Source organism: Actinomadura sp. NEAU-AAG7 (genome assembly GCF_018603865.1).
GTDB lineage: Bacteria > Actinomycetota > Actinomycetes > Streptosporangiales > Streptosporangiaceae > Spirillospora > Spirillospora litoris.
On sequence record NZ_JAHFZY010000003.1, the window covers coordinates 541,118 to 562,126 of the forward strand.

Annotated in this window: 25 protein-coding genes; 16 read left to right on the forward strand and 9 right to left on the reverse strand. The window is 73.9% G+C overall.

Translation table 11 applies throughout. The features are described from left to right. Positions 1-42 precede the first annotated feature (42 nt). From KLI87_RS40085 to KLI87_RS17110, 3 genes are all read left to right on the forward strand, one after another. Complete coding sequence (locus tag KLI87_RS40085; protein ID WP_246250205.1) at positions 43-423, forward strand: TraR/DksA C4-type zinc finger protein; 381 nt, start codon at positions 43-45, stop codon at positions 421-423. A gap of 68 nt (positions 424-491) precedes the next feature. Then, positions 492-1,055 (forward strand): signal peptidase II, encoded by a 564-nt coding sequence (gene lspA, locus KLI87_RS17105; protein ID WP_308166047.1) that lies wholly within the window; start codon positions 492-494, stop codon positions 1,053-1,055. Beyond that, positions 1,055-1,987 (forward strand): RluA family pseudouridine synthase, encoded by a 933-nt coding sequence (locus KLI87_RS17110; protein ID WP_156218450.1) that lies wholly within the window; start codon positions 1,055-1,057, stop codon positions 1,985-1,987. The genes lspA and KLI87_RS17110 overlap by 1 nt, the downstream gene beginning before the upstream one ends. A 16-nt stretch (positions 1,988-2,003) precedes the next feature. Here the strand turns inward: KLI87_RS17110 and KLI87_RS17115 are convergent, their stop codons facing one another. The 3 genes from KLI87_RS17115 to KLI87_RS17125 form a co-directional block, all read right to left on the reverse strand. Further along, positions 2,004-2,309, reverse strand: a complete 306-nt coding sequence (locus tag KLI87_RS17115) for an AzlD domain-containing protein (RefSeq protein ID WP_214617834.1) — start codon at positions 2,307-2,309, stop codon at positions 2,004-2,006. Then, complete coding sequence (locus KLI87_RS17120; RefSeq protein ID WP_214617835.1) at positions 2,306-3,040, reverse strand: AzlC family ABC transporter permease; 735 nt, start codon at positions 3,038-3,040, stop codon at positions 2,306-2,308. The genes KLI87_RS17115 and KLI87_RS17120 overlap by 4 nt, the downstream gene beginning before the upstream one ends. 62 nt (positions 3,041-3,102) lie before the next feature. Beyond that, a complete protein-coding gene (locus KLI87_RS17125; RefSeq protein ID WP_214617836.1) occupies positions 3,103-3,444 on the reverse strand; it encodes a chorismate mutase in 342 nt (113 codons plus the stop codon). Positions 3,445-3,785: 341 nt separating this feature from the next. Here KLI87_RS17125 and KLI87_RS17130 point away from each other — a divergent pair, with 341 nt between their 5' ends. Continuing rightward, positions 3,786-4,643 (forward strand): AraC family transcriptional regulator, encoded by an 858-nt coding sequence (locus KLI87_RS17130; RefSeq protein ID WP_156218447.1) that lies wholly within the window; start codon positions 3,786-3,788, stop codon positions 4,641-4,643. A 193-nt stretch (positions 4,644-4,836) separates the two neighbouring features. Continuing rightward, a complete protein-coding gene (gene dnaE / locus KLI87_RS17135; RefSeq protein WP_214617837.1) occupies positions 4,837-8,367 on the forward strand; it encodes a DNA polymerase III subunit alpha in 3,531 nt (1,176 codons plus the stop codon). 157 nt (positions 8,368-8,524) lie between these two features. On the opposite strand, the gene KLI87_RS17140 is transcribed toward dnaE, so the two are convergent. Then, a complete protein-coding gene (locus tag KLI87_RS17140; protein ID WP_156218445.1) occupies positions 8,525-9,238 on the reverse strand; it encodes a DUF6882 domain-containing protein in 714 nt (237 codons plus the stop codon). Between the two features lie 131 nt (positions 9,239-9,369). Between KLI87_RS17140 and KLI87_RS17145 the strand changes: the two genes are divergently transcribed. After that, positions 9,370-9,972: a hypothetical protein gene (locus KLI87_RS17145; RefSeq protein ID WP_308166048.1), complete on the forward strand. Its 603-nt coding sequence runs from the start codon at positions 9,370-9,372 to the stop codon at positions 9,970-9,972. Here KLI87_RS17145 and ybaK read toward each other — a convergent pair. Both ybaK and KLI87_RS17155 read right to left on the reverse strand, forming a co-directional pair. Continuing rightward, positions 9,856-10,353, reverse strand: coding sequence for a Cys-tRNA(Pro) deacylase (gene ybaK / locus KLI87_RS17150; RefSeq protein WP_156218444.1), 498 nt, complete (start codon positions 10,351-10,353; stop codon positions 9,856-9,858). The two genes, KLI87_RS17145 and ybaK, sit on opposite strands and share 117 nt — an antisense overlap. Before the next feature lie 23 nt (positions 10,354-10,376). Beyond that, the gene (locus tag KLI87_RS17155; protein ID WP_214617838.1) at positions 10,377-11,048 is read right to left on the reverse strand and encodes an LON peptidase substrate-binding domain-containing protein; all 672 of its coding nucleotides are present in this window, start codon (positions 11,046-11,048) and stop codon (positions 10,377-10,379) included. 168 nt (positions 11,049-11,216) lie between these two features. Here KLI87_RS17155 and KLI87_RS17160 point away from each other — a divergent pair, with 168 nt between their 5' ends. From KLI87_RS17160 to KLI87_RS17200, 9 genes are all read left to right on the forward strand, one after another. Continuing rightward, positions 11,217-12,032 (forward strand): PhzF family phenazine biosynthesis protein, encoded by an 816-nt coding sequence (locus KLI87_RS17160; RefSeq protein ID WP_214617839.1) that lies wholly within the window; start codon positions 11,217-11,219, stop codon positions 12,030-12,032. 79 nt (positions 12,033-12,111) lie between these two features. Next, positions 12,112-13,419, forward strand: coding sequence for a histidinol dehydrogenase (hisD, locus tag KLI87_RS17165; protein ID WP_214617840.1), 1,308 nt, complete (start codon positions 12,112-12,114; stop codon positions 13,417-13,419). Further along, positions 13,416-14,534, forward strand: a complete 1,119-nt coding sequence (locus KLI87_RS17170; RefSeq protein WP_214617841.1) for a histidinol-phosphate transaminase — start codon at positions 13,416-13,418, stop codon at positions 14,532-14,534. The genes hisD and KLI87_RS17170 overlap by 4 nt, the downstream gene beginning before the upstream one ends. Beyond that, positions 14,531-15,124, forward strand: a complete 594-nt coding sequence (gene hisB / locus KLI87_RS17175; RefSeq protein ID WP_214617842.1) for an imidazoleglycerol-phosphate dehydratase HisB — start codon at positions 14,531-14,533, stop codon at positions 15,122-15,124. The genes KLI87_RS17170 and hisB overlap by 4 nt, the downstream gene beginning before the upstream one ends. A gap of 2 nt (positions 15,125-15,126) precedes the next feature. After that, on the forward strand, positions 15,127-15,297 hold the full coding sequence (locus tag KLI87_RS17180) for a hypothetical protein (RefSeq protein ID WP_156218442.1): 171 nt from the start codon (positions 15,127-15,129) through the stop codon (positions 15,295-15,297). Further along, positions 15,294-15,941, forward strand: coding sequence for an imidazole glycerol phosphate synthase subunit HisH (gene hisH / locus KLI87_RS17185; protein WP_214618104.1), 648 nt, complete (start codon positions 15,294-15,296; stop codon positions 15,939-15,941). The genes KLI87_RS17180 and hisH overlap by 4 nt, the downstream gene beginning before the upstream one ends. A 54-nt stretch (positions 15,942-15,995) precedes the next feature. After that, positions 15,996-16,715 carry a bifunctional 1-(5-phosphoribosyl)-5-((5-phosphoribosylamino)methylideneamino)imidazole-4-carboxamide isomerase/phosphoribosylanthranilate isomerase PriA gene (gene priA, locus KLI87_RS17190; RefSeq protein ID WP_156218441.1) on the forward strand — a complete coding sequence of 240 codons (720 nt, stop codon included), beginning with the start codon at positions 15,996-15,998 and terminating at the stop codon, positions 16,713-16,715. Then, positions 16,712-17,473 carry an imidazole glycerol phosphate synthase subunit HisF gene (hisF, locus tag KLI87_RS17195; RefSeq protein WP_214617843.1) on the forward strand — a complete coding sequence of 254 codons (762 nt, stop codon included), beginning with the start codon at positions 16,712-16,714 and terminating at the stop codon, positions 17,471-17,473. The genes priA and hisF overlap by 4 nt, the downstream gene beginning before the upstream one ends. A gap of 105 nt (positions 17,474-17,578) precedes the next feature. Then, positions 17,579-18,169 carry a hypothetical protein gene (locus KLI87_RS17200; RefSeq protein WP_214617844.1) on the forward strand — a complete coding sequence of 197 codons (591 nt, stop codon included), beginning with the start codon at positions 17,579-17,581 and terminating at the stop codon, positions 18,167-18,169. Between the two features lie 17 nt (positions 18,170-18,186). Here KLI87_RS17200 and KLI87_RS17205 read toward each other — a convergent pair whose 3' ends face one another. Both KLI87_RS17205 and KLI87_RS17210 read right to left on the reverse strand, forming a co-directional pair. After that, positions 18,187-19,362, reverse strand: a complete 1,176-nt coding sequence (locus KLI87_RS17205) for a winged helix DNA-binding domain-containing protein (protein ID WP_156218439.1) — start codon at positions 19,360-19,362, stop codon at positions 18,187-18,189. A 52-nt stretch (positions 19,363-19,414) separates the two neighbouring features. Beyond that, the gene (locus KLI87_RS17210; RefSeq protein WP_156218438.1) at positions 19,415-19,747 is read right to left on the reverse strand and encodes a hypothetical protein; all 333 of its coding nucleotides are present in this window, start codon (positions 19,745-19,747) and stop codon (positions 19,415-19,417) included. A 144-nt stretch (positions 19,748-19,891) separates the two neighbouring features. Here KLI87_RS17210 and KLI87_RS17215 point away from each other — a divergent pair, with 144 nt between their 5' ends. Further along, the gene (locus tag KLI87_RS17215; RefSeq protein WP_173390850.1) at positions 19,892-20,491 is read left to right on the forward strand and encodes a 1-hydroxy-2-methyl-2-butenyl 4-diphosphate reductase; all 600 of its coding nucleotides are present in this window, start codon (positions 19,892-19,894) and stop codon (positions 20,489-20,491) included. Positions 20,492-20,506: 15 nt separating this feature from the next. Here the strand turns inward: KLI87_RS17215 and KLI87_RS17220 are convergent, their stop codons facing one another. Further along, positions 20,507-20,965: a hypothetical protein gene (locus KLI87_RS17220; protein ID WP_214617845.1), complete on the reverse strand. Its 459-nt coding sequence runs from the start codon at positions 20,963-20,965 to the stop codon at positions 20,507-20,509. Between the last annotated feature and the right edge of the window lie 44 nt (positions 20,966-21,009).

Here is a 21,009-nt window from a genome sequence, read left to right on the forward strand (position 1 = left end):
GGCGGCAGGGCGAACGGCGAGGCCGCCGCGAAGGCCGCCGAGCTGCCCGTCCGCGAGGGCGAGGGGCACTGGACCGCCGCCGAGCTCGCCGAGGTCCGCGCCGGGTTGGAGAAGCAGATCGCCGCGCTGCGCGCCGAGATCGCCGCGTCCGCGAGCCAGATCGCCGAGGGCGACACCAGCGAGGGCGCGGGCGACGACCAGGCCGACGCGGGCGCCAAGACCTACGAGCGCGAGCACGAGCTCGCGCTGTCCTACAATTCGCAGGACCTGCTCACCCAGATCGAGCGGGCCGTCCAGCGGATGGACGGGGGCACGTACGGAACCTGCGAGTCGTGCGCCAGGCCGATCGGCAAGGCGCGCCTCCAGGTCTTCCCGCGTGCGACCCTGTGTGTGACATGCAAACAACGCGAGGAACGTCGCTGAGCGACTCAACGAACCCAGAGGGCGGGGCCGGGGAATCCACGGGATCTCCTCGGCCGCGCCGTGTCGGCGTGCTGGTCGCCGTGGCGCTCGCCGCGCTCGCCGCCGACCTCCTGTCCAAGACGATCGTCGTGGCCGCGCTCCAGAACGAGGAGCCGATCGAGCTGCTCGGCGGGCTGCTGACCCTGCGCGAGACCCGCAACAGCGGCGCCGCGTTCTCGATCGGCACCGGCTACACGATCGTGTTCACCGTGATCGCGTCCGGCGTCGTCGTGGCGATCCTGCGCACGGCCCGCAACCTGCGGAGCCTGCCCTGGGCGATCTGCCTCGGGCTGCTGCTCGGCGGCGCGATCGGCAACCTCATCGACCGGCTGTTCCGCGCCCCGGCGCCGCTGAAGGGCCATGTCGTCGACTGGATCCAGCTGCCGCACTACCCGGTGTTCAACCTGGCCGACTCGGCGATCGTGTGCGGCGGGATCCTCGCCGTCGTGCTCGCCGCCCGCGGCCTCCAGATCGACGGGACGCGCCTCACCGGCAAGGAGGAGCCCGCCGAGCCTCCCGCCGGCGACGCGGAACCGCCCGCCGAGAAGGCCGAGAAGACCGAGAAGACCGAGGACGCGGGGGACAAGCCGTGATGGGGGAGGTGCGCGGCATCCACGTCCCCGACGGGCTGGAGGGGGAGCGGATCGACGCGGCCCTCGCCCGGCTGTTCGGCCTGTCCCGGGGCGGCGCCGCCGACATCATCGCCGCCGGCGACGTCCTGCTGGACGGCGCCGAGGTGGCCACCAAGTCCGAGCGGCTGCACGCCGGGGCGTGGCTGGAGGTGACGCTGCCGCCGCCGCCCGCCCCGCCCGCGCCGGTCGCCGAGCCGGTCCCCGGCATGGGCGTCCTGTACGAGGACGACGACATCGTCGTGGTCGACAAGCCGGTCGGCGTCGCCGCGCACCCCACCACCGGCTGGACGGGCCCGACCGTCCTCGGAGGGCTGCTCGGCGCCGGGCACACGGTCGCCACCAGCGGCGCGTCCGAGCGGCAGGGGATCGTGCACCGGCTCGACGCCAACACCACGGGCGCGATGGTCGTCGCCAAGAGCGAGGTCGCCTACTCGCGGCTGAAGCGGGCGTTCAAGGAGCGCCGCATCGACAAGCGCTACCAGGCGCTCGTCCAGGGGCACCCCGACCCGTTCCGCGGGACGGTGGACGCGCCGATCGACCGGCACCCCTCCGGCGACGGGCGGTTCGCGGTGGTGGCGGGCGGCAAGCCGTCGGTGACCCACTACGACACCGTGGAGGCGTTCCGGGCGGCGTCGCTGCTCGACATCGACCTGGAGACGGGCCGCACCCACCAGATCCGCGTGCACATGTCCGCGATCCGGCACCCGTGCGTGGGCGACATGGCCTACGGCGCCGACCCGGCCCTCGCGGCTCGGCTCGGCGTGACGCGCCAGTGGCTGCACGCCGCCAGGCTCGGCTTCGAGCACCCGGGCACCGGCGAGTGGGTGGAGTTCACCAGCCCCTACCCGGCCGACCTGGCCCGCGCGCTCGACATCGTCTCCGACGAGTCCTGACCGCGGCCCACCCTCCTCACAGGAGGCGCAGCCCGGCGGCGACCCCCGCCGCGACCACGAGCACGACCAGGAACGGCGCCCGCAGCAGGAGCGCGGCCACCGCCGCGCCCAGGCCCGCCAGGCGGGCGCCGTCGAACTCCAGCGTCCTGCCGTCCGCGAGCGCCTGCACCGCGATGAGCGCGCTCAGCAGCGCGACGGGGACCAGGTCGGTGAACCGCCGCACCCGGGCGTCCTCCAGCACCCGCTGCGGGATGACGAGCCCGCCGAGCTTCAGCGCGTAGCAGCCGAGCCCGGTGGCGACGACCGCGATCCAGACGTTCACCGGTCCGCCTTCCGCGACAGGAGGGCGGGCAGCGCCGTGACGGCGGCCAGCATCACCGGGACCCCGGGCGGCAGCACGGGCGTCGCGGCGACGGCGATCGCCATGGCGGCCGCGGCCACCCCGACCTGGCCGCGCGCGCCGTCCGGCGCGCGGGCGGAGGTGAGGCGCGGCCAGAGCAGCGCGAGGAACACGGCGGGCCCGATGACGTCCAGCCCGAGCGTCTCGGGGTCGCCGAGCCGGGCCGCGCCGACCGCGCCCAGCAGCGTGGTCAGGTTCCACATCGCGTACAGGGTCACGGCGGCGCTGTAGAACCCGGCGCGCATCGCGGCCCGGCCCTGCTGCGCGGTCGCGACCGCCGTCGTCTCGTCGATGACGACCTGCGCGGTGAGCAGCCGGCGCCAGCCCCGCACGTCCAGCGCGCTCGCCAGCCGCAGCCCGTACAGGGCGTTGCGGCCGCCGAGCAGGACGGCGCCGAGCGTCCCGGCGGCCAGCCCGCCGCCCCCGCCGATCACGCCGACGAGCGCGAACTGCGACGCGCCGGTGAACGCCAGCAGGCTCAGCACGGCGGTCTGCGCCACCGACAGGCCCGCCGTGATCGCGGCGGCGCCGAACGCCAGCCCGGACACGCCGACGGCGACGCCCACCCCGAGGCCGTCCCGCACGGCGGCGCGCCGCCCGTCCACCGCCGGTTCCCGCACGGCCGCGGAGCCGGGGGGTCTTGTCGAGGTCATGGCGGCGACGCTAACGGCGGTCCCGCCGCCCTATCTTGAACGTTCTTGCGCCGGGCGGCCCCTCAGCGGGACGCGGCGGCCTCCAGCCCGGCCTCGATGACGGCGTTCATGATCCGGGCCAGCCGCTCGGCGCCGAGGGCGGGGGCGTGCTCGGCCATCGCCTCGACGATCTGCCGCTCGCGCTCGGGGCTGCGCCCGGCGAAGCCGCCGACGGGCTTCAGCCGCTGGACGACCGCCGCGACGGCCGCGCGGCGCTCCAGCAGGACGGCGAGCGCCGCGTCGAGGCCGTCGATCGCCGCGCGGGCCTCGGCGAGCGAGCCGATCTCCGCCACCGGCGGCAGCGCCACCCGCAGCTCCCCCGACGCGGTGCGGGCCGCGCCCTCTCCGATCACCTGGTCCTGCATGCGTGTTCCCTCCTGCGGCGGCGGCCGGTCGCGAAGGGAGCCGTTACCGGAGCCGCGCTCGTCCATGGTCGTGCCCGCGCGCGGGGCGCGGGCTCACGAGGCGTGTGCGTCCGACGGGACGCGTCCAACGGAAAAGGCAGAGCCCGTGGGGGTCTCTGCCTTGGCCGGCTCCGGGGTCGTCGCTCAGGTCGGCTCGCCGACCGGCTCGCCCGGAGCCGGCTGCGTAAACGCGAAGTGGCGGCGGTCCATGGCCCCGATGGTAGGGCGGGCGGCCGGGTGAACGCCAGTTCCCGGGACCTGTCGTCTCGTCCCGTGAGACGGCCGTGGCTACCATGTCGGACATGGGGGGATCGGACGCGAAGGGCGGCCCGGGGGGAGAGGTCGCCCGCTACTTCCGGCATCCGGCGCTGCCGGAGGTCGATCTGCTGCGGGCGCGCTACGTGACGCACCGGTTCACCCGGCACGCGCACCCCGGCCACACGATCGCGCTGATCGAGTCGGGTGTCGAGGAGTTCGACCTGCCGGGCGGCCTGGAGCGGGCCGGGCCCGGCTCGCTCGCGGTGGTCAATCCGGGCGTCGTCCACACCGGGCAGGCGGGCGTGCCCGAGGGCTGGGCGTACCGGGTGATCTACCCGCCGGTGGAGCTGGTGAGCGGGATCGCCCGGGAGTTGGGCGCGCCGCGCGGCACGATCGCGTTCCCGGCCGTGCTGGACGACCCGGCCGCGGCGGGACGGCTGCGCGCGTTCCACCGGGCCGGTGAGAGAGGCGACGCGCTGGCCGCCTCGTCCCTGCTGCGGGTCGCGCTGGCGGGGCTGCTGACCCGGCACGCGAAGCAGGTGCGCGGGGACGCCGGCCCGGCCGCGCTGCCCCCGGCCGTCCGCGACGCGCGGGACATCCTGGAGGCCAGCCTCCTCGACCCGCCGTCCCTGGACGAGCTGGCCGAACTGGTGGGGACGCGCCCGTTCCCGCTGCTGAGGGCGTTCCGGGAGCGGGTGGGGCTGCCGCCGCACGCCTACCTGAACCAGGTGCGGGTGCGGGCGGCGCGGACGCTGCTCGACGAGGGCCTGCGCCCGGCGGACGTGGCGTCCCGCACGGGCTTCGCCGACCAGGCCCACCTGACCCGCCACTTCAAGCGGACGGTCGGGGTCCCGCCCGGCGCCTACCAGAGCGCCGCGCGGACGCGCGCCCACCGAGCGTAGTGAGACGGACGGGACGTAAGGGACGACGGCGCGTCGGGTCCCCGGCGGCGCGGGATGGGGGTTAGGCTCTCAGGACCGCGTCGTTCCGGGCCCAGCCCCGGAGCGGCGATCTTCCCCCGGGACCGATGGCGACCAACACGTGCGGATCCGTACGTGCGCGGTCGCATGTCGACGAGCAGGAGGCGCATCAGGCATGGCGGACTCGTTCGTTCATCTGCATGTTCACACGGAGTACTCCATGCTCGACGGAGCCGCCCGGTTGAAGCAGATGTTCGAGGAGGTCGGGCGGCAGGAGATGCCGGCGATCGCCATGACCGACCACGGCAACATGCACGGCGCCTACGACTTCCACAGGCAGGCGACGGCCGCCGGGGTGACGCCGATCATCGGGATCGAGGCGTACATGGCGCCGGAGTCCCGCTACCACAAGAAGAAGGTCCACTGGGGCGAGCCGAGCCAGAAGCGCGACGACGTCTCCGGCGGCGGTCTGATCAACCACAAGACGCTGTGGGCGCGCAACCGGACGGGCCTGCACAACCTGTTCAAGCTCTCCAGCCGCGCCTACACCGAGGGCTTCGTCTTCAAGTACGCGCGCATGGACGAGGAGCTGCTCGCCGAGCACGCGGACGGGTTGATGGCCACGACCGGCTGCCCGTCGGGGAAGGTCCAGACACGGCTGCGGCTCGGCCAGTTCGACGAGGCGCTCAAGGCCGCCGCGACCTTCCAGGAGATCCTCGGCAAGGACAACTACTTCCTTGAGCTGATGGACCACGGCCTCGACATCGAGCGCCGCGTCCGGCAGGGCCTGATCGACATCGGCAGGAAGCTGAACATCAAGCCGGTGGTGACCAACGACTCGCACTACACCCACGAGTCGGAGTCGACCGCGCACGACGCGCTGCTGTGCGTGCAGGTGGGCAAGCAGCTCGCCGACCCCGACCGGTTCCGGTTCGACGGCAGCGGCTACTACATCAAGACGGCCGACGAGATGCGGGCGATCGACACCTCCGACATCTGGCAGGAGGGGTGCCGCAACACCCTCCTGATCGCCGAGCGGGTCGACCCGGCGGGCATGTTCGAGTACCGCGACCTCAGCCCGCGCTTCCCCGTCCCCGAGGGCGAGACGGAGGAGAGCTGGTTCCGCAAGGAGGTCTGGAAGGGCCTGGAGCGCCGCTTCCCCGACGGCCTGCCCGACGGGTACCGGAAACAGGCCGAGTACGAGATGGACGTCATCCTCGGCAAGGGCTACCCGTCCTACTTCCTCGTCGTCGCCGACTTCATCATGTGGGCGAAGGAGAACGGCATCCTGGTCGGCCCGGGGCGCGGCAGCGCGGCGGGCTCGCTGATCGCCTACGCCATGGGCATCACCGACCTCGACCCGATCCCGCACGGGCTGATCTTCGAGCGGTTCCTGAACCCCGAGCGCGCGTCCATGCCCGACATCGACATCGACTTCCCTGAAGACCGGCGGGCCGAGGTCATCCGCTACACCACCGAGAAGTGGGGCGCGGACAAGGTCTCCTTCATCGCCACGTTCGGCACCATCAAGGCGAAGGCCGCCATCAAGGACGCGGGCCGCGTCCTCGGCTTCCCCTACGCGCTCGGCGACCGGATCTCCAAGGCGTTCCCGCCCGCCGTCATGGGCAAGGACATCCCGCTGTCGGGCATCTTCGACGACAAGCACCCGCGCCACGGCGAGGCCGGCGAGCTGCGCAAGCTGTACGAGGAAGAGACCGACGTCAAGCAGATCATGGACCTGGCGCAGGGTCTGGAGGGGCTGATCCGGCAGACCGGCGTGCACGCCGCCGGGATCATCATGTCCGGTGAGACGATCACCGACCACGTCCCGATCATGCGCCGGGACGCCGACGGCGCGATCATCACGCAGTTCGACTACCCGACCTGCGAGACGCTCGGCCTGCTGAAGATGGACTTCCTCGGCCTGCGCAACCTGACGATCATCGACGACGCGCTGAAGGGCATCAAGAAGAACAAGGGCGTGGACGTCGACCTGCTCTCGCTGCCGCTGGACGACCAGCCGACCTACGACCTGCTCGCCCGCGGCGACACCCTCGGGGTGTTCCAGTTCGACGGCGGCCCGATGCGCTCGCTGCTGCGGCTGATGAAGCCCGACAACTTCGAGGACATCTCCGCCGTCGGCGCCCTGTACCGGCCGGGCCCGATGGGCGCCAACTCCCACACCAACTACGCGCTCCGCAAGAACGGCCAGCAGGACATCACGCCGATCCACCCCGAGCTGGAGGAGCCGCTCCGCGAGATCCTCGACACGACCTACGGCCTGATCGTCTACCAGGAGCAGGTCATGGCGATCGCGCAGAAGGTGGCGGGCTACACGCTCGGCAAGGCGGACCTTCTCCGCCGGGTCATGGGCAAGAAGAAGAAGGCCGAGCTGGACGCGCAGTTCGTCGGGTTCGAGCAGGGCATGATCGACAACGGCTTCTCCAAGGAGGCCGTGAAGACGCTGTGGGACATCCTCGTCCCGTTCTCCGACTACGCCTTCAACAAGGCGCACTCCGCCGCCTACGGGCTGGTCTCCTACTGGACGGCCTACCTGAAGGCCAACTACCCGGCCGAGTACATGGCGGGCCTGCTCACCTCGGTCGGCGACGACAAGGACAAGAGCGCCCTCTACCTGTCGGAGTGCCGCCGGATGGGCCTGAAGGTCCTGCCGCCCGACGTCAACACCTCCGAGGCCGACTTCACCCCGCTCGGCGACACCGAGATCCGGTTCGGGCTGTCGGCCGTCCGCAACGTCGGCACGAACGTCGTGGACGGCATCGTCGCGGCCCGCCGCGAGAAGGGCGCCTACGCCGACTTCAACGACTTCCTCAGCAAGGTCCCGCCGATCGTCTGCAACAAGCGGGTCGTGGAGTCGCTGATCAAGGCGGGCGCCTTCGACGAGCTCGGCCACCGCCGCAAGGCGCTGCTGATGGCGCACGAGCAGGCGATCGACTCGGTCATCGACATCAAGCGCAAGGAGGCCATCGGGCAGGACTCCCTGTTCGGGGCGCTGGAGGACGACGACGCCGAGGACGCCTTCGCCGTCGCGATCCCCGACAGCGAGGAGTGGGACAAGACCACCCTGCTCGCCTTCGAGCGGGAGATGCTCGGCCTGTATGTCTCCGACCACCCGCTCCTCGGTGTCGAGCACATCCTGGAGCGCGAGGCCGACTGCACGATCGCCGTCCTGAACGGGGGCGAGCGCCCCGACGGCCAGGTCGTGATCGTCGCCGGGCTGGTGTCGGGCCTCCAGCGCAAGGTCACCAAGCAGGGCAACTCCTGGGCCATGTTCCAGCTGGAGGACCTGGGCGGCTCCATCGAGGTGATGTGCTTCCCCTCGTCCTACCAGCTGTGCTCGACCCTCCTCGCCGAGGACGCGATCCTCGTCGTCAAGGGCCGGCTGGACCGCCGCGAGGACGTCGCGAAGATCATCGCGATGGAGGTCGTCCAGCCCGACCTGACGATCACCGACGCGACCGGCCCGCTGTCGGTCACGCTCCCGCTGGGCCGCTGCACCCCCCCGACCGTCACGCGCCTCAAGGAGGTGCTGATCACCCACCCGGGCACGGCCGAGGTCCACCTGCACCTGCAGAACGGCCCGCGCACCACGGTGGTCCGCCTGGACGACCGCCTACGCGTGGCGCCGTCCCCCGCCCTGATGGGCGACCTGAAGCAACTCCTGGGCCCCTCCTGCCTGGGCTGACCAGTGTTCATCGCGGTGCCCTCGGCGTCGGGCGCTGGGCGCGCTCCGAACTCGCCTTGACGGCTCGCTTCGCGATCAGATTCCCGCTTGGCTCGAATCTGCCTTCGGACGCGATCGCAACGTGGAGGTCGCCGCGGGCTGGGCTTACCACACCACTCTAAGCGCCTGACGCCGAAGGCACCGGGACGGGTTCGACGCTTTCCCAGTGGATGAAGCGGCCGAGGTTGTCGAAGTGGGCCCGGGTGGTGGGGCCGCCGGGGGGGCGGAGTTCGGTGAGGGCGTCGGTCTGGCGGTAGGGGACGCGGTGGTGGGACAGGAGCCCCGCCAGCGTGAGGCGGGGCTCGTGCGGGAACAGGCTCGTGGCGTTCGACAGCAGGCGGGGGACGGGAACCGGGTCCCATCCGGCGGGCGGCGCCTGGGGGTCGTCGACGTGGAGGTAGGCGGAGCCGCCGTCGTATCCGGCGCCGATGTATCCGGCGCCGCCGAGCACGCCGCCGGCGGCCATCGCGACGAGTTCGCCACCGTGCCCGGCGGGGCCCTCGTACCAGGACAGGTCGACCTCGGGGGTGGTGAACTCGGTGACGCCGAGCCGTTCGCCGAGGGTGCGGATGATCAGTGTCGGGGCGACGGCGGGGTGGTCGGGGCCGAACTGGGGGTTGGCCCAGCCCCACAGCCAGGTGCGCTCGCGCGCGGCGTAGCTGCCGAGCAGCGAGACGCGTACGGTGACGCCGCCGCTGGCGTAGGTGCGGGCGGTCAGGTCGGCGCTCCAGTCCTCGCGCGGGAGGAACTCGGCGAGCGTCTCCTGCCGTTGCAGGACGACGGCCGCCAGGGCGGCGCCGAGGCGTTCGAACGCGGGACTGAATCCGGACATGTCGGGCACATTATCCCAGTGATCGAGGCGGCTGTGGGCGGGAATCGGGCACCTTGTGACGGTCGATCCGGCCGACGCGGGCAGGCTAGGCTTTCGCTGTCAGACGACACTTCCACCAAGGAGCGTACGAGGTGCGGCGACCGGCCGGGAGGCTCTTGGCGACCTGGGTCGCCACCACCGCTCTCGTGGCGCTGCTCGGGCCGCCCCTCGGGCTGCTGTGGGCGAAGACCGCCCCGACGGTGCGGTATGTGATCGTGCAGGGCGAGCCGCTGCTCGCCGATCCCGAGGGCCAGGGCCCGATCGGCGTCGACGTGCGGTTCGCGCTGATCGCGCTGGTCGCCGGGCTCTGCTGCGGGGCCGCCGCCTACGCGGTGGGCCGCCGTTTCGACGATGTCGCGCTGCTGCTCGGGCTGGTCGCGGGCGGTGCGGCGGCGGCGGTGCTCGCGTGGCGGACCGGCCACATGGTCGGGCTGGACGGCTACCGCGACGCGGTGCGGCACGGCCGCGACGGCACCGTCGTCGAGGGGGTCGCCGACCTGCGCGCCAAGGGCGTGCTGGTGTTCTGGCCGGTGCTCGCGGTCGCCGCGTACGGGCTGCTGGAGCTGGTGTTCCGGCGGCTACCCTCGGGCGATGGCGGCGAGCACGGCCCCGGTGAGGCGGACGAGGTCGGCGGGGGAGAGTTCGATCTCCAGGCCGCGCCGTCCGGCGGAGACGTAGAGGGTCCCGAGCGCTGAGGCCGACGCGTCCAGCACGGTCGGCAGCCTCCGGCGCTGCCCGAGCGGGCTGATCCCGCCGACGACGTACCCGGTGGCGCGCTCGGCGTCGGCCGGGTCGGCCATCCGCGCCTTCTTCCCGCCCGCGGCGGCGGCGAGCGCCTTCAGGTCCAGGCTGGCCGAGACCGGCACGACGCCGACGGTGAGCCGCCCGTCCACCTCGGTGAGCAGGGTCTTGAAGACGTGCTCGGGGGGCAGGCCGAGGGCGTCGGCGGCGGCCCGCCCGTAGGACTCGGCGTCCGGGTCGGCCTCGAAGGCGTGCAGCGTGAACTCGATCCCGGCCTCGGCGGCGGCGAGGGTGGCCGGTGTCCCCTTGGCCCCCTTGGCCTTGGCAGCGCTCATGGGGGACAGTCTGCCCGCCCCCTTCAGTTGGGGTGGAACGAGCCGTCCAGGAACTGGCCCGCCGGGATCGTCGGCAGCGCGTCCAGGATGCGGTTCTCGCGGGCGAGCAGGTCGCGTTCGGCGGCGAGCCGGAGCGCGGCGTCCTCGGCCTCCAGCAGCCGCTGCTTCTCGTGGCCGTCCAGGACGAGCGAGGCCGCGACGACGTAGGACAGCCGGACCGGGTCGTCCGGCAGGTCGGGGTCGTCCGGGTCGCCGCCGGGCGCGATGCCGACCGAGCGCAGCCGCTCCCGGTACAGCCGGAACAGCCGCCGGACGCGGCGCGCGGACGGCTCGGGGTCGCCGCCCGGCTCCTCGGGCAGGAACTCCACCTCGCCCTGGAGGTAGGGGCGGGAGCGGTCCAGCCCCTTCAGCCGGAACCGGCTGGTCCCGGTGGTCACGATGTCGTACCGGCCGTCCGGCCGGGGCGTCGCCTCGCGCACCTCGGCGACGCAGCCGACCTCGGCCAGCCGCCGTGCGCCGTCGTCGCCGACCTCGTGTCCGAGCTCGATCCCGACGACCCCGAACCGGCGCGGCTCGGGCCGCTCCAGCAGGTCGGCGATCAGCAGGCGGTAGCGTCCCTCGAACAGGCGCAGCGGCAGCACCAGCCCCGGGAACAGGACGGTGCCCAGCGGGAACAGGGCGAGCCGCTCGGTCACAGGGTTCTCCCACGCTCGCGGGACGCCTCCGGCACGGCGCCCCGTGCGCCAGCGTACGCCGGGACCGATGATCTCCCCATTGTGGAATTCTCACAATCTGAAGCGATGGGCCACTTTTCGCCGATTGGCCCTCCTTCCGGACGCGCGGTGGCGCGTAGCGTCACGATCATGCGCATGCTCGTGGTCGACGCCTTCACCGCCCGCCCGTTCGCCGGCAACCCCGCGGGGGTCTGCCTGCTCCAGGACGCCGCCGACGCCGGCTGGATGCAGCGGGTGGCCGCCGAGATGAAGCACTCGGAGACCGCCTACGTCCGCCCCCTGCCCGACCCGGACGCCGACTTCGAGCTGCGCTGGTTCACGCCGCTCGTCGAGGTCGCGCTGTGCGGGCACGCCACGCTCGCGAGCGCCCACGCCCTCTACGACACCGGCACCGTCGACGCGGGCGCCCCGATCCGGTTCCGGACGCGCGAGAGCGGCGTGCTCACCGTCACCCGCGCCGCCGACGGGTCGCTGTCGATGGACTTCCCCGCCGTCCCCGCCGCGCGGGTGGACCCGCCGGAGGGCCTGGCCGGCGCGCTCGGCGCCGCGCCGCTGTGGACCGGCCGCAACGACCAGAACGACCTGCTCGTCGAGGTCGCGGACGAGGCGTCGGTGCGGGGGCTGGCCGCCGACACCGCCGCGCTCGCCGAGATCGACGCGCGCGGCGTGATCGTCACGGCCGCGGCGGCCGAGCCCGGAGGCGGGTACGACTTCGTCTCCCGGTTCTTCGGTGCGCGGGTGCTGCTCGGCGACGGCGAGGACCCGGTGACCGGGTCGGCGCACTGCGCGCTCGCCCCGTTCTGGGCCGCCCGGCTCGGCCGCGCCGCCGTGACCGGCTACCAGGCGTCCGAGCGCGGCGGGTACGTGCGGGCCGAGCTGCGCGGCGACCGGGTGGTCCTCACCGGCACCGCCGTCACCGTGCTGGACGGGACGCTGCGGATCTGACCACCGGGCGCGTCTCGGCACGTGAGACGCCGTGCGGGCGATGCGACGGTGACCCGTGCGCACTCCGTAGACTGGGCGGGTGATTTCCCGTATCGACCTGCGCGGTCCCCTTCCGGGCGACCTGCGCTCCGTGCTGCCCCGCGCCGAACTCGACGTCGAGGCCGCCCTGGACAAGGTGCGGCCCATCTGCGCGGACGTGCGCCATCGCGGCGCGGCGGCGGTCCGGGAGCACACCAGGGCGTTCGACGGGGTGGACCGGGAGAGCAGCCGCGTCCCGGTCGAGGAGATCCACGCGGCCCTCGCCGGGCTCGACCCGGCCGTCCGGGACGCGCTGGAGGAGAGCATCCGCCGCGCCCGCGTCGTGCACCGGGCGCAGCGCCGCGGCGAGGTCACCACGCAGGTCGTGCCGGGCGGCACGGTCACCGAGCGGTGGATCCCGGTCGGGCGGGTCGGGCTGTACGTGCCGGGCGGGCGGGCGGTCTACCCCTCCAGCGTGGTCATGAACGTCGTCCCCGCGCAGGAGGCCGGGGTCGGGTCGCTCGCGGTCACCTCGCCCGCGCAGAAGGAGTTCGGGGGGCTGCCGCACCCGGCGATCCTCGCGGCCTGCGCGCTCCTCGGGGTCGAGGAGGTGCACGCCGTCGGCGGCGCCCAGGCCGTCGCGATGTTCGCCTACGGCACCGCCGACTGCGCCCGCGCCGACCTCGTCACCGGGCCCGGCAACGTCTACGTCGCCGCCGCCAAGCGCCTGCTCAAGGGCGTGATCGGCATCGACGCCGAGGCGGGCCCGACCGAGATCGCGATCCTCGCCGACGGCACCGCCGACGCGGCGGAGGTCGCCGCCGACCTGATCAGCCAGGCCGAGCACGACGTGCTCGCCGCCGCCGTCCTGGTCACCGACTCCTCGCGGCTCGCGGGCGAGGTCGAGGCCGAGCTGGCGGCGCAGGTCGCGCGCACGAAGCACACCGGGCGGATCACCGAGGCGCTCGCCGGGCGGCAGTCCGGCATCGTCCTGGTCGACTCGGTCGAGGCCGGCCTGGCCGTCGTGGACGCCTACGCCGCCGAGCACCTGGAGATCCACACCGCCGACGCGGCGGAGGTCGCCGCCCGCGTCCGCAACGCCGGGGCGGTCTTCGTCGGACGGCACGCGCCGGTGTCGCTCGGCGACTACCTCGCCGGGTCCAACCACGTCCTGCCGACCGGCGGCTGCGCCTGCCACTCCTCGGGGCTGTCGGTGCAGTCGTTCCTGCGCGGCGTCCACGTCGTCGAGTACGACCGGGACGCGCTCGCGGAGGCCACCGGGCGCGTCGTCGCGCTCGCCGAGGCCGAGGACCTGCCCGCCCACGGCGCCGCGCTGAAGGCCCGGTTCGGCTGGGAGGTGCCCTCGTGACCTCGCTGGACGACCTGCCGATCCGCGACGACCTGCGCGGCCGGGAGCCCTACGGCGCCCCCCAGCTCGACGTGCCCTGCGCGCTGAACACCAACGAGAACCCCTACCCGCCGTCCGAGCGGCTGGTGAAGGCGCTCGGCGAGGCCGTCATGGACGTCGCCGGGACCCTCAACCGCTACCCCGACCGCGACGCGGCCGCGCTGCGCGACGACCTCGCGGCGTTCCTGAACGCCGACACGCCGGGCGCGGGCCTGTCCGGCCGCCGGGTGTGGGCCGCGAACGGCTCCAACGAGATCATCCAGCAGATCCTCCAGGCGTTCGGCGGCGCGGGGCGCACCGCGCTCGGCTTCGAGCCGTCGTACTCGATGCACCCGATCATCACCCGCGTGTCGGGGACCCGCTGGGTGGACGCCTCCCGCGACGCCGACTTCGGCCTCGACCCGGCCCGCGCGGTCGCCGCCGTCCGCGAGCACCGGCCCGACGTCGTGTTCCTCACCTCGCCGAACAACCCGACCGGCACCGCGCTGCCGCTGGAGGCGATCGAGGCCGTGCTGCGCGCCGCGCCCGGCATGGTCGTGGTGGACGAGGCGTACGCGGAGTTCCGCCGCGCCGGCACCCCGTCCGCGCTGACGCTGCTGGAGCGCCACCCGCGCCTGATCGTCACGCGGACTATGTCGAAGGCGTTCGCGATGGCCGGGACCCGGCTCGGTTACCTCGCCGCCCATCCGGCGGTGGTCGACGCGCTGCTGCTCGTCCGGCTGCCCTACCATCTGTCGGCGGTGACCCAGGCGGTCGCCCGCACGGCGCTCGCGCACGGCGAGGAGCTGCTCGGCGGCGTCGAGGCCCTGCGCGGCGAGCGCGACCGGACCGTCGCGTGGCTGCGCGGGCTGGGGCTGCGGGTGGCCGACTCCGACGCCAACTTCGTCCTGTTCGGGACGTTCCCCGACCGCCGCGCGGTCTGGGAGGGCATGCTGGCGCGCGGCGTCCTGATCCGCGAGGTGGGCCCGCCGGAATGGCTGCGGGTCAGCGTCGGGACCCCGGCGGAGATGGCCGCGTTCCGCGCCGCGCTGAGCGCCGCCCTGAGTGATCCGCAAGCACTGGAGGAGAGTTCGTGACGCGCAAGGGACGGGTCGAACGCGGGACCAGCGAGACCCGCGTCCTCGTCGAGATCGACCTGGACGGCACCGGACGGGTCGACGTGGCGACCGGCGTGGGGTTCTTCGACCACATGCTGGCCCAGCTCGGCAAGCACGGGTCGTTCGACCTGACCGTCAAGACCACCGGCGACCTGCACATCGACAGCCACCACACGATCGAGGACACCGCGATCGCGCTCGGCCAGGCCTTCGCCGAGGCGCTCGGCGACAAGGCCGGCATCCACCGCTTCGCCGACGCCTCGATCCCGCTGGACGAGGCGCTCGCGCAGGTCACGGTGGACGTGTCGGGCCGCCCCTACCTCGTGCACTCCGAGCCCGCGGGCATGGCCCCGATGATCGGCCCCGAGTACGACACGACGATGACCCGGCACGTGCTCGAATCGTTCGTCTCGCACGCCCGGATCGCGCTGCACGTCCACGTCCCCTACGGCCGCAACGCCCACCACATCGTGGAGGCGCAGTTCAAGGCCCTCGCCCGTGCGCTGCGCGACGCGGTCGCGTTCGACCCGAAGGTGCACGGCGTGCCCTCCACCAAGGGGGCGCTGTAGCCGTGGAGGTCGGCGGGGTGGAGTTCACCTACGGCAACGTCGTGGTCTTCGCGGTCGCGGCGTTCCTGCTCGCGGGCGTCTACAGCTTCGTCAAGCAGGGGCTGAAGATCGCGGCGCTGGTCGTGCTGGTGCTGGCCGGGCTCGCGGTCGCCGGGGGAGTGCTGTGGCTGTGAGGAGGGTCGCCGTCCTGGACTACGGCTCGGGGAACCTGCGCTCGGCCGAGCGCGCGCTCGCCCGCGCCGCCGGGTCCCGCGCCGAGGTGACCGTGACCTCCGACTGGGACACCGCGCTCGGCGCCGACGGGCTGGTCGTCCCCGGCGTCGGCGCGTTCGCCGCGTGCATGGCGGGCCTGCGCGCGGTGCGCGGGGAGCAGATCATCGGCCGTCGCCTCGCGGGCGGACGGCCCGTCCTCGGCATCTGCGTCGGCATGCAGATCCTGTTCACCAAGGGCATCGAGCACGGCGTCACCACCGAGGGCTGCGACGAGTGGCCCGGCACGGTCGACCGGCTGGAGGCGCCGGTCGTCCCGCACATGGGGTGGAGCACGGTGGACGCCCCCTCCGGGTCGGACCTGTTCGCGGGGATCGACCCCGGCACCCGGTTCTACTTCGTGCACTCCTACGCCGCGCGCCGCTGGGAGCTGGAGCCCGACCCGACCGGGCATCTGAAGCCCCCGCTGGTCACCTGGGCCGAGCACGGCGACCGGTTCGTCGCCGCCGTGGAGAACGGCCCGCTGTGCGCGACCCAGTTCCATCCCGAGAAGTCGGGCGACGCGGGCGCCGCGCTCCTGCGCAACTGGCTGACCACGCTGGCCTGACCACGCTCGCCTGACCACCGATATCAGTCCTCTCCGCCTCGATAGGGTTTCCGCATGACTTTGACGCTCCTTCCCGCGGTCGACGTCGCCGACGGCCAGGCGGTCCGCCTGGTGCAGGGCGAGGCCGGCTCCGAGACGTCCTACGGCGCGCCTCTGGAGGCCGCGCTCGCGTGGCAGCGGGCGGGGGCGGAGTGGATCCATCTCGTCGACCTGGACGCCGCGTTCGGCCGCGGCTCCAACCGCGAGCTGCTCGCCGAGGTCACCGGGCGCCTGGACGTCAGGGTCGAGCTGTCCGGGGGGATCCGCGACGACGCCTCGCTGGAGGCCGCGCTCGCGACCGGCTGCGCCCGCGTCAACATCGGGACCGCCGCGCTGGAGGACCCCGCCTGGTGCCGGAAGATCATCGCCTCGCACGGCGACCGGATCGCGGTGGGCCTGGACGTGCGCGGCACGACCCTCGCCGCGCGGGGCTGGACGCGCGAGGGCGGCGACCTGTGGGAGGTCCTCGCCCGCCTGGAGGAGGACGGCTGCCCGCGCTACGTCGTCACCGACGTCACCAAGGACGGCACGCTGCGCGGCCCCAACACCGAGCTGCTGCGCGAGGTGTGCGCGCGCACCGACAGGCCGGTCGTCGCCTCCGGGGGGGTCTCGTCGCTGGAGGACCTGCGGGCGCTCGCCGGGCTCGTCCCGGACGGCGTCGAGGGCGCGATCGTCGGCAAGGCCCTGTACGCGGGCGCGTTCACGCTGGAAGAGGCCCTGGAGGCCGTCAGGTGAGCGTGGCGGTCAGGGTGATCCCGTGCCTGGACGTCGACGCCGGGCGCGTGGTCAAGGGCGTCAACTTCCAGAACCTGCGGGACGCGGGCGACCCGGTCGAGCTGGCCCGCCGCTACGACGCCGAGGGCGCCGACGAGCTGACGTTCCTGGACATCACCGCCTCCAGCGGCGACCGGTCCACCACCTACGAGGTGGTGCGGCGCACGGCCGAGCAGGTGTTCATCCCGCTGACCGTCGGCGGCGGCGTCCGCACCGTCGAGGACGTCGACCGGCTGCTGCGTGCGGGCGCCGACAAGGTGTCGGTGAACACCGCCGCGATCGCGCGGCCGGAGTTCCTGCGCGAGGCCGCGCACCGGTTCGGGTCGCAGTGCGTGGTGCTGTCGGTGGACGCGCGCCGCGCGCCGGGCACCGCGTCCGGGTTCGAGGTCACCACCCACGGCGGCCGCGAGGGCACCGGCATCGACGCGGTCGAGTGGGCCCGGCGCGGCCAGGACCTCGGCGTCGGGGAGATCCTGCTGAACTCGATGGACGCCGACGGCACCAAGGCGGGCTTCGACCTGGAGATGCTCCGCCGGGTGCGCGCTGCGGTCACGGTGCCGGTCATCGCCAGCGGCGGCGCGGGGGAGGTCGCGCACTTCGCGCCCGCGGTCGAGGCGGGCGCCGACGCGGTCCTCGCCGCGAGCGTCTTCCACTTCGGCGAGCTGACGATCCCCGAGGTCAAGGCGGCGCTGGAGGCGGCGGGGCGGCCCGTCCGCTGAACGGCCTTCGGGGCGGCGCTGGCGGGTCGCCGGTTTGTCTGGGATCGTGGCGATCAGAACACGGCAAGAGGGAGTGCGACGATGTGGCCCGGGGCGAATCCACCGATGGGACCGCCGCCCGGGGGGCCGCTCCCCCCGGGCCCCGCCTGGGCGCCGCCGCCGATCAAGCCGAGCGCGGGCTGGTACGCGCTGCCGGTCGCGTTCCTCGCCGCGGCCCTGATCGCGATCGGGCTCATGGTGGGCCTCGCGGTGAACGACCCCGGCGTCGCCTCGGCGTCACCGAAGTCGGGCGACCCCAGGCAGGGCGTGGCCGTGGACCTGGTAGGGGGCTACAACTACTTCCTGTACGTCCGCAGCGGCCAGTCCGCGCCCTACGCCTGCACCGTCCAGCAGGGCAGCCAGTCCAGTGACGTCAGGCTGACGCGCAAGAACTCCTGGAGCGCCAACGACAAGGCGGGCTACTCCTACGCCGCCACGTTCGAGGCGCCGGTGAGCGGGCAGGGGCTGCTGACCTGCCGCGGCCCCGGCGGCCGGGTGCTGGTGACGCCGGACGACACCCAGGACTTCTACCTCGGCATGTCCCTGGTCGTCGGGCTGCCGCTGACGGTGTTCGCGGTCCTCGGGTTCGCGTTCGTGGCGATCCGCCGCAACAACGCCAGGCGCCGCCGCGACCAGGCCCTGGTGCACCCGTACTGATCGGGGCGGCGGCCGGGTCAGGCGGTGAGCTCGCGTTCCAGCGGTGTGCGGAAGCGCGGGACCGCGCGGATGCCGCCGTACCAGGCGGCCATGCGCTCGGCCTCCCGCTCGGCGGCGGCCCGCGCGTCGGCGCCGGCGTCCTCCAGGAACCGCAGGACGATCTCGCCGTCGGCGCGCTGCGCCCAGCCGCCGACGATCCGCCCGTCCCACCACAGGGACGGGCCGATGTTGCCGTTGCGGTCGAACAGCGACGGGCCGTGCCCGCCGAGGAACCAGCCGCGCTCCTGCCAGCCCATCGGGGTCGGGTCGAGGGCGGGCAGCAGCGCCGCCCACGGCTCGGCCGGGGCGGCCGGCTCCAGGTCGTCGGCGAGGACGAGGCCGGTCGTCCCGCCGAGGTCGACCTCGGCGACGTCGAGGGGGGCGAGGGCCTTGCGGACGGCGGTGGCGCTCCAGCCCGTCCACCAGCGCAGGTCGCTGAGCGGCGCGGGACCGAAGGCGCGCAGCCAGCGCTCGACGAGCGCGGCGGCGGCCTCGTCGGCGGGGACGGAGGGGATGCCGCCGGGCAGCCACGCCTCGACCGGCGACCAGCGGTACTGGCTGCTGATCCAGGTGCCGTTCGGGCGGCCGCGCACGATCCGCCCCTCGCAGCCGAGGGTGACCAGCACCCAGGTCGTGATGCTCGTGGGCTTGGAGTAGGACTTGCCGGGCGCCGGGTCGATCTGGGTGCGCAGCCGGGGCTCGTCGGCGCCGAGCTGCGCGCCGGTCGCCTCGCCGCGGGCCAGCAGGGCGCGGTGGGCGCTCTCGGCGACGTCCCGGAAGAAGGCGTCGGCGTCCTCGACCACGCCCGCCTTCTCGACGAACCGCGTGTAGGTGCGGCGCTGCTTGTCGGCCAGCGCCTCGGCCGTGGAAGCCTGGAGGATCGGGACCAGCTCGACCGGCGCCACGAACATGGTGCGCCGCATCGCGAGCATCCGCAGCAGGGACCGGTCGTCGTACAGGGCCCGCTCGACGTCGGCCGGGACGGCCCGCGCGCTGCGCGCCGCCACCGACAGGAACACCGTCGCGGGGTCGGTGGCGTGCAGCACCACCAGGGAACGGGCGATCGCGGCGGGGTCGTCGGTGCGGTCGGCGGGCGCCAGCCGGTGCCGCCGGGCCAGGCGCGCGCGCCGCTCCGCGATGGTCATCGAACGCATGAACGAATCCTATGCGCTCCGCCCCCGTGCGCGGGCGCCCCCGCCCGCGCCGTCAGCCGTTGTGGGAGATCTTCACGACGACGTGGTCGTCGGTGACGGACTGCACCGAGACGTCGAATCCGTCGGACTGCTGCCCGTCGCCCACCGGGACCGTCACCCGCTGTCCGGCGATCTTGAGCGTGACCGTCTCGCCCTTGACGTCGACCAGCTCGGCCTTCACGCCGAGGATGGAGGCGCTCGCGTCCACGCCCCGGTCGAAGGTCACGGTGCAGGAGTTGGCGTTGCAGTCGGTCTTGGAGTTCTCGCCGTCGCACGCCGCGAGGGCGCCGAGCGGCAGCAGGATCAGGGGCAGGACGGCCAGCTTCCGGCGTACGGAGGAGGTCATGCCGGCGAGTCTAGGACGCGGCCGCCCGCCCGTCCGTCCTCCCGGAGACGGGACTTGCGGGGCGCGTCCGTAGTACTTCATGGTGAGGGCGCCTCGTCGGCGCGCGAGCTGGAACTTCGCCCGGCGGCGTGTTTCGCTGGGGCGGTGACCAGTACAGGCGTCTACCCGCCCGCCATCGTCGGCCCGGTGGTGTGCGCCGGTCTGCGGATGGAGGCCCGCGCGGTGCGGCGCGGCCTCGCCGCGACCCCGGTCGTGGTGGTCGGCTACCGCGCCCGGCGCGCCGACCGGCTCCCGGCGGCGTGCGCGGCGCTGGTGACGATGGGGTTCGGGGGCGCGCTCGACGCGCGGCTCCGCCCCGGCGACGTGCTGGTCGCCGACGAGATCCGGGGCGGCGGCGACCCGGTCCGCTGCCACGCGGTGCCGCTGCTGGCCGGGGAGCTGATCAGGGACGGCCTGAGCGTCCAGGTCGGGCCGCTGGTCACCACCGACCACGTCGTGGGGGGCGCGGAGCGGGCCGTCTGGGCCGAGCAGGGCGCGCGGGTGGCCGACATGGAGTCGGGCGTGGTGGCCGAGTGCGCGGACGGGCGTCCGGTCGCGGCCGTCCGGGTCGTCGTGGACGGACCGGGCCGCCCCCTCCTGCACCCGGGGACCTTCGCCCGGGGGCTCATGGCGCGGCGGGTGCTGGCGCGCACCGGGCCCGCGCTGGAGCGCTGGGCGGCCTTCCTGATCAGCGGGGCCCCCTGAGCGCGGCACCCCGGATCACCCGTGGTTCATGCCGGGCATGTCCGGCATGCCGCTGTGGGCGTCGCCGGACATGATGCGGCCCCCGAGGTCCTTCTGGAGCGTCTGGAGGGTCGCCGGTGTGCTGACGGCGACCCAGCGCGTCCCGACCAGGTAGGAGCCGCCCCAGGGCTTGGCCTCCGCCATCCACGAGGTCAGCCCCCGGTCGGTGGTGAAGCTGACCAGGACGTACCGTCCGCGCGAGTTCGCGCAGTTGCCCTGCTGGAGCTCCTGGGCCCTGCGGTGGCCGGTCAGCGTGCAGCCGGTGCGCGCGGCGAGCTGGTCGAGGCTCGCCGGGGTGCCCGCCCTCTCCCCGGCCCCGTGCCCGCGGTGCCCGCCGTCCTGCCCGGCGCACCCCGCGGTCGACGGCAGCGCCAGCGCGAGGACGGCCGCGCCGCGCAGCAGCCTGGCCGCGCCGAGGTGGTGGGTGAAGCCCATGGCCGTTCCTCCCGGGGTGAGACGCGCTTCGACCGTGCAGTACG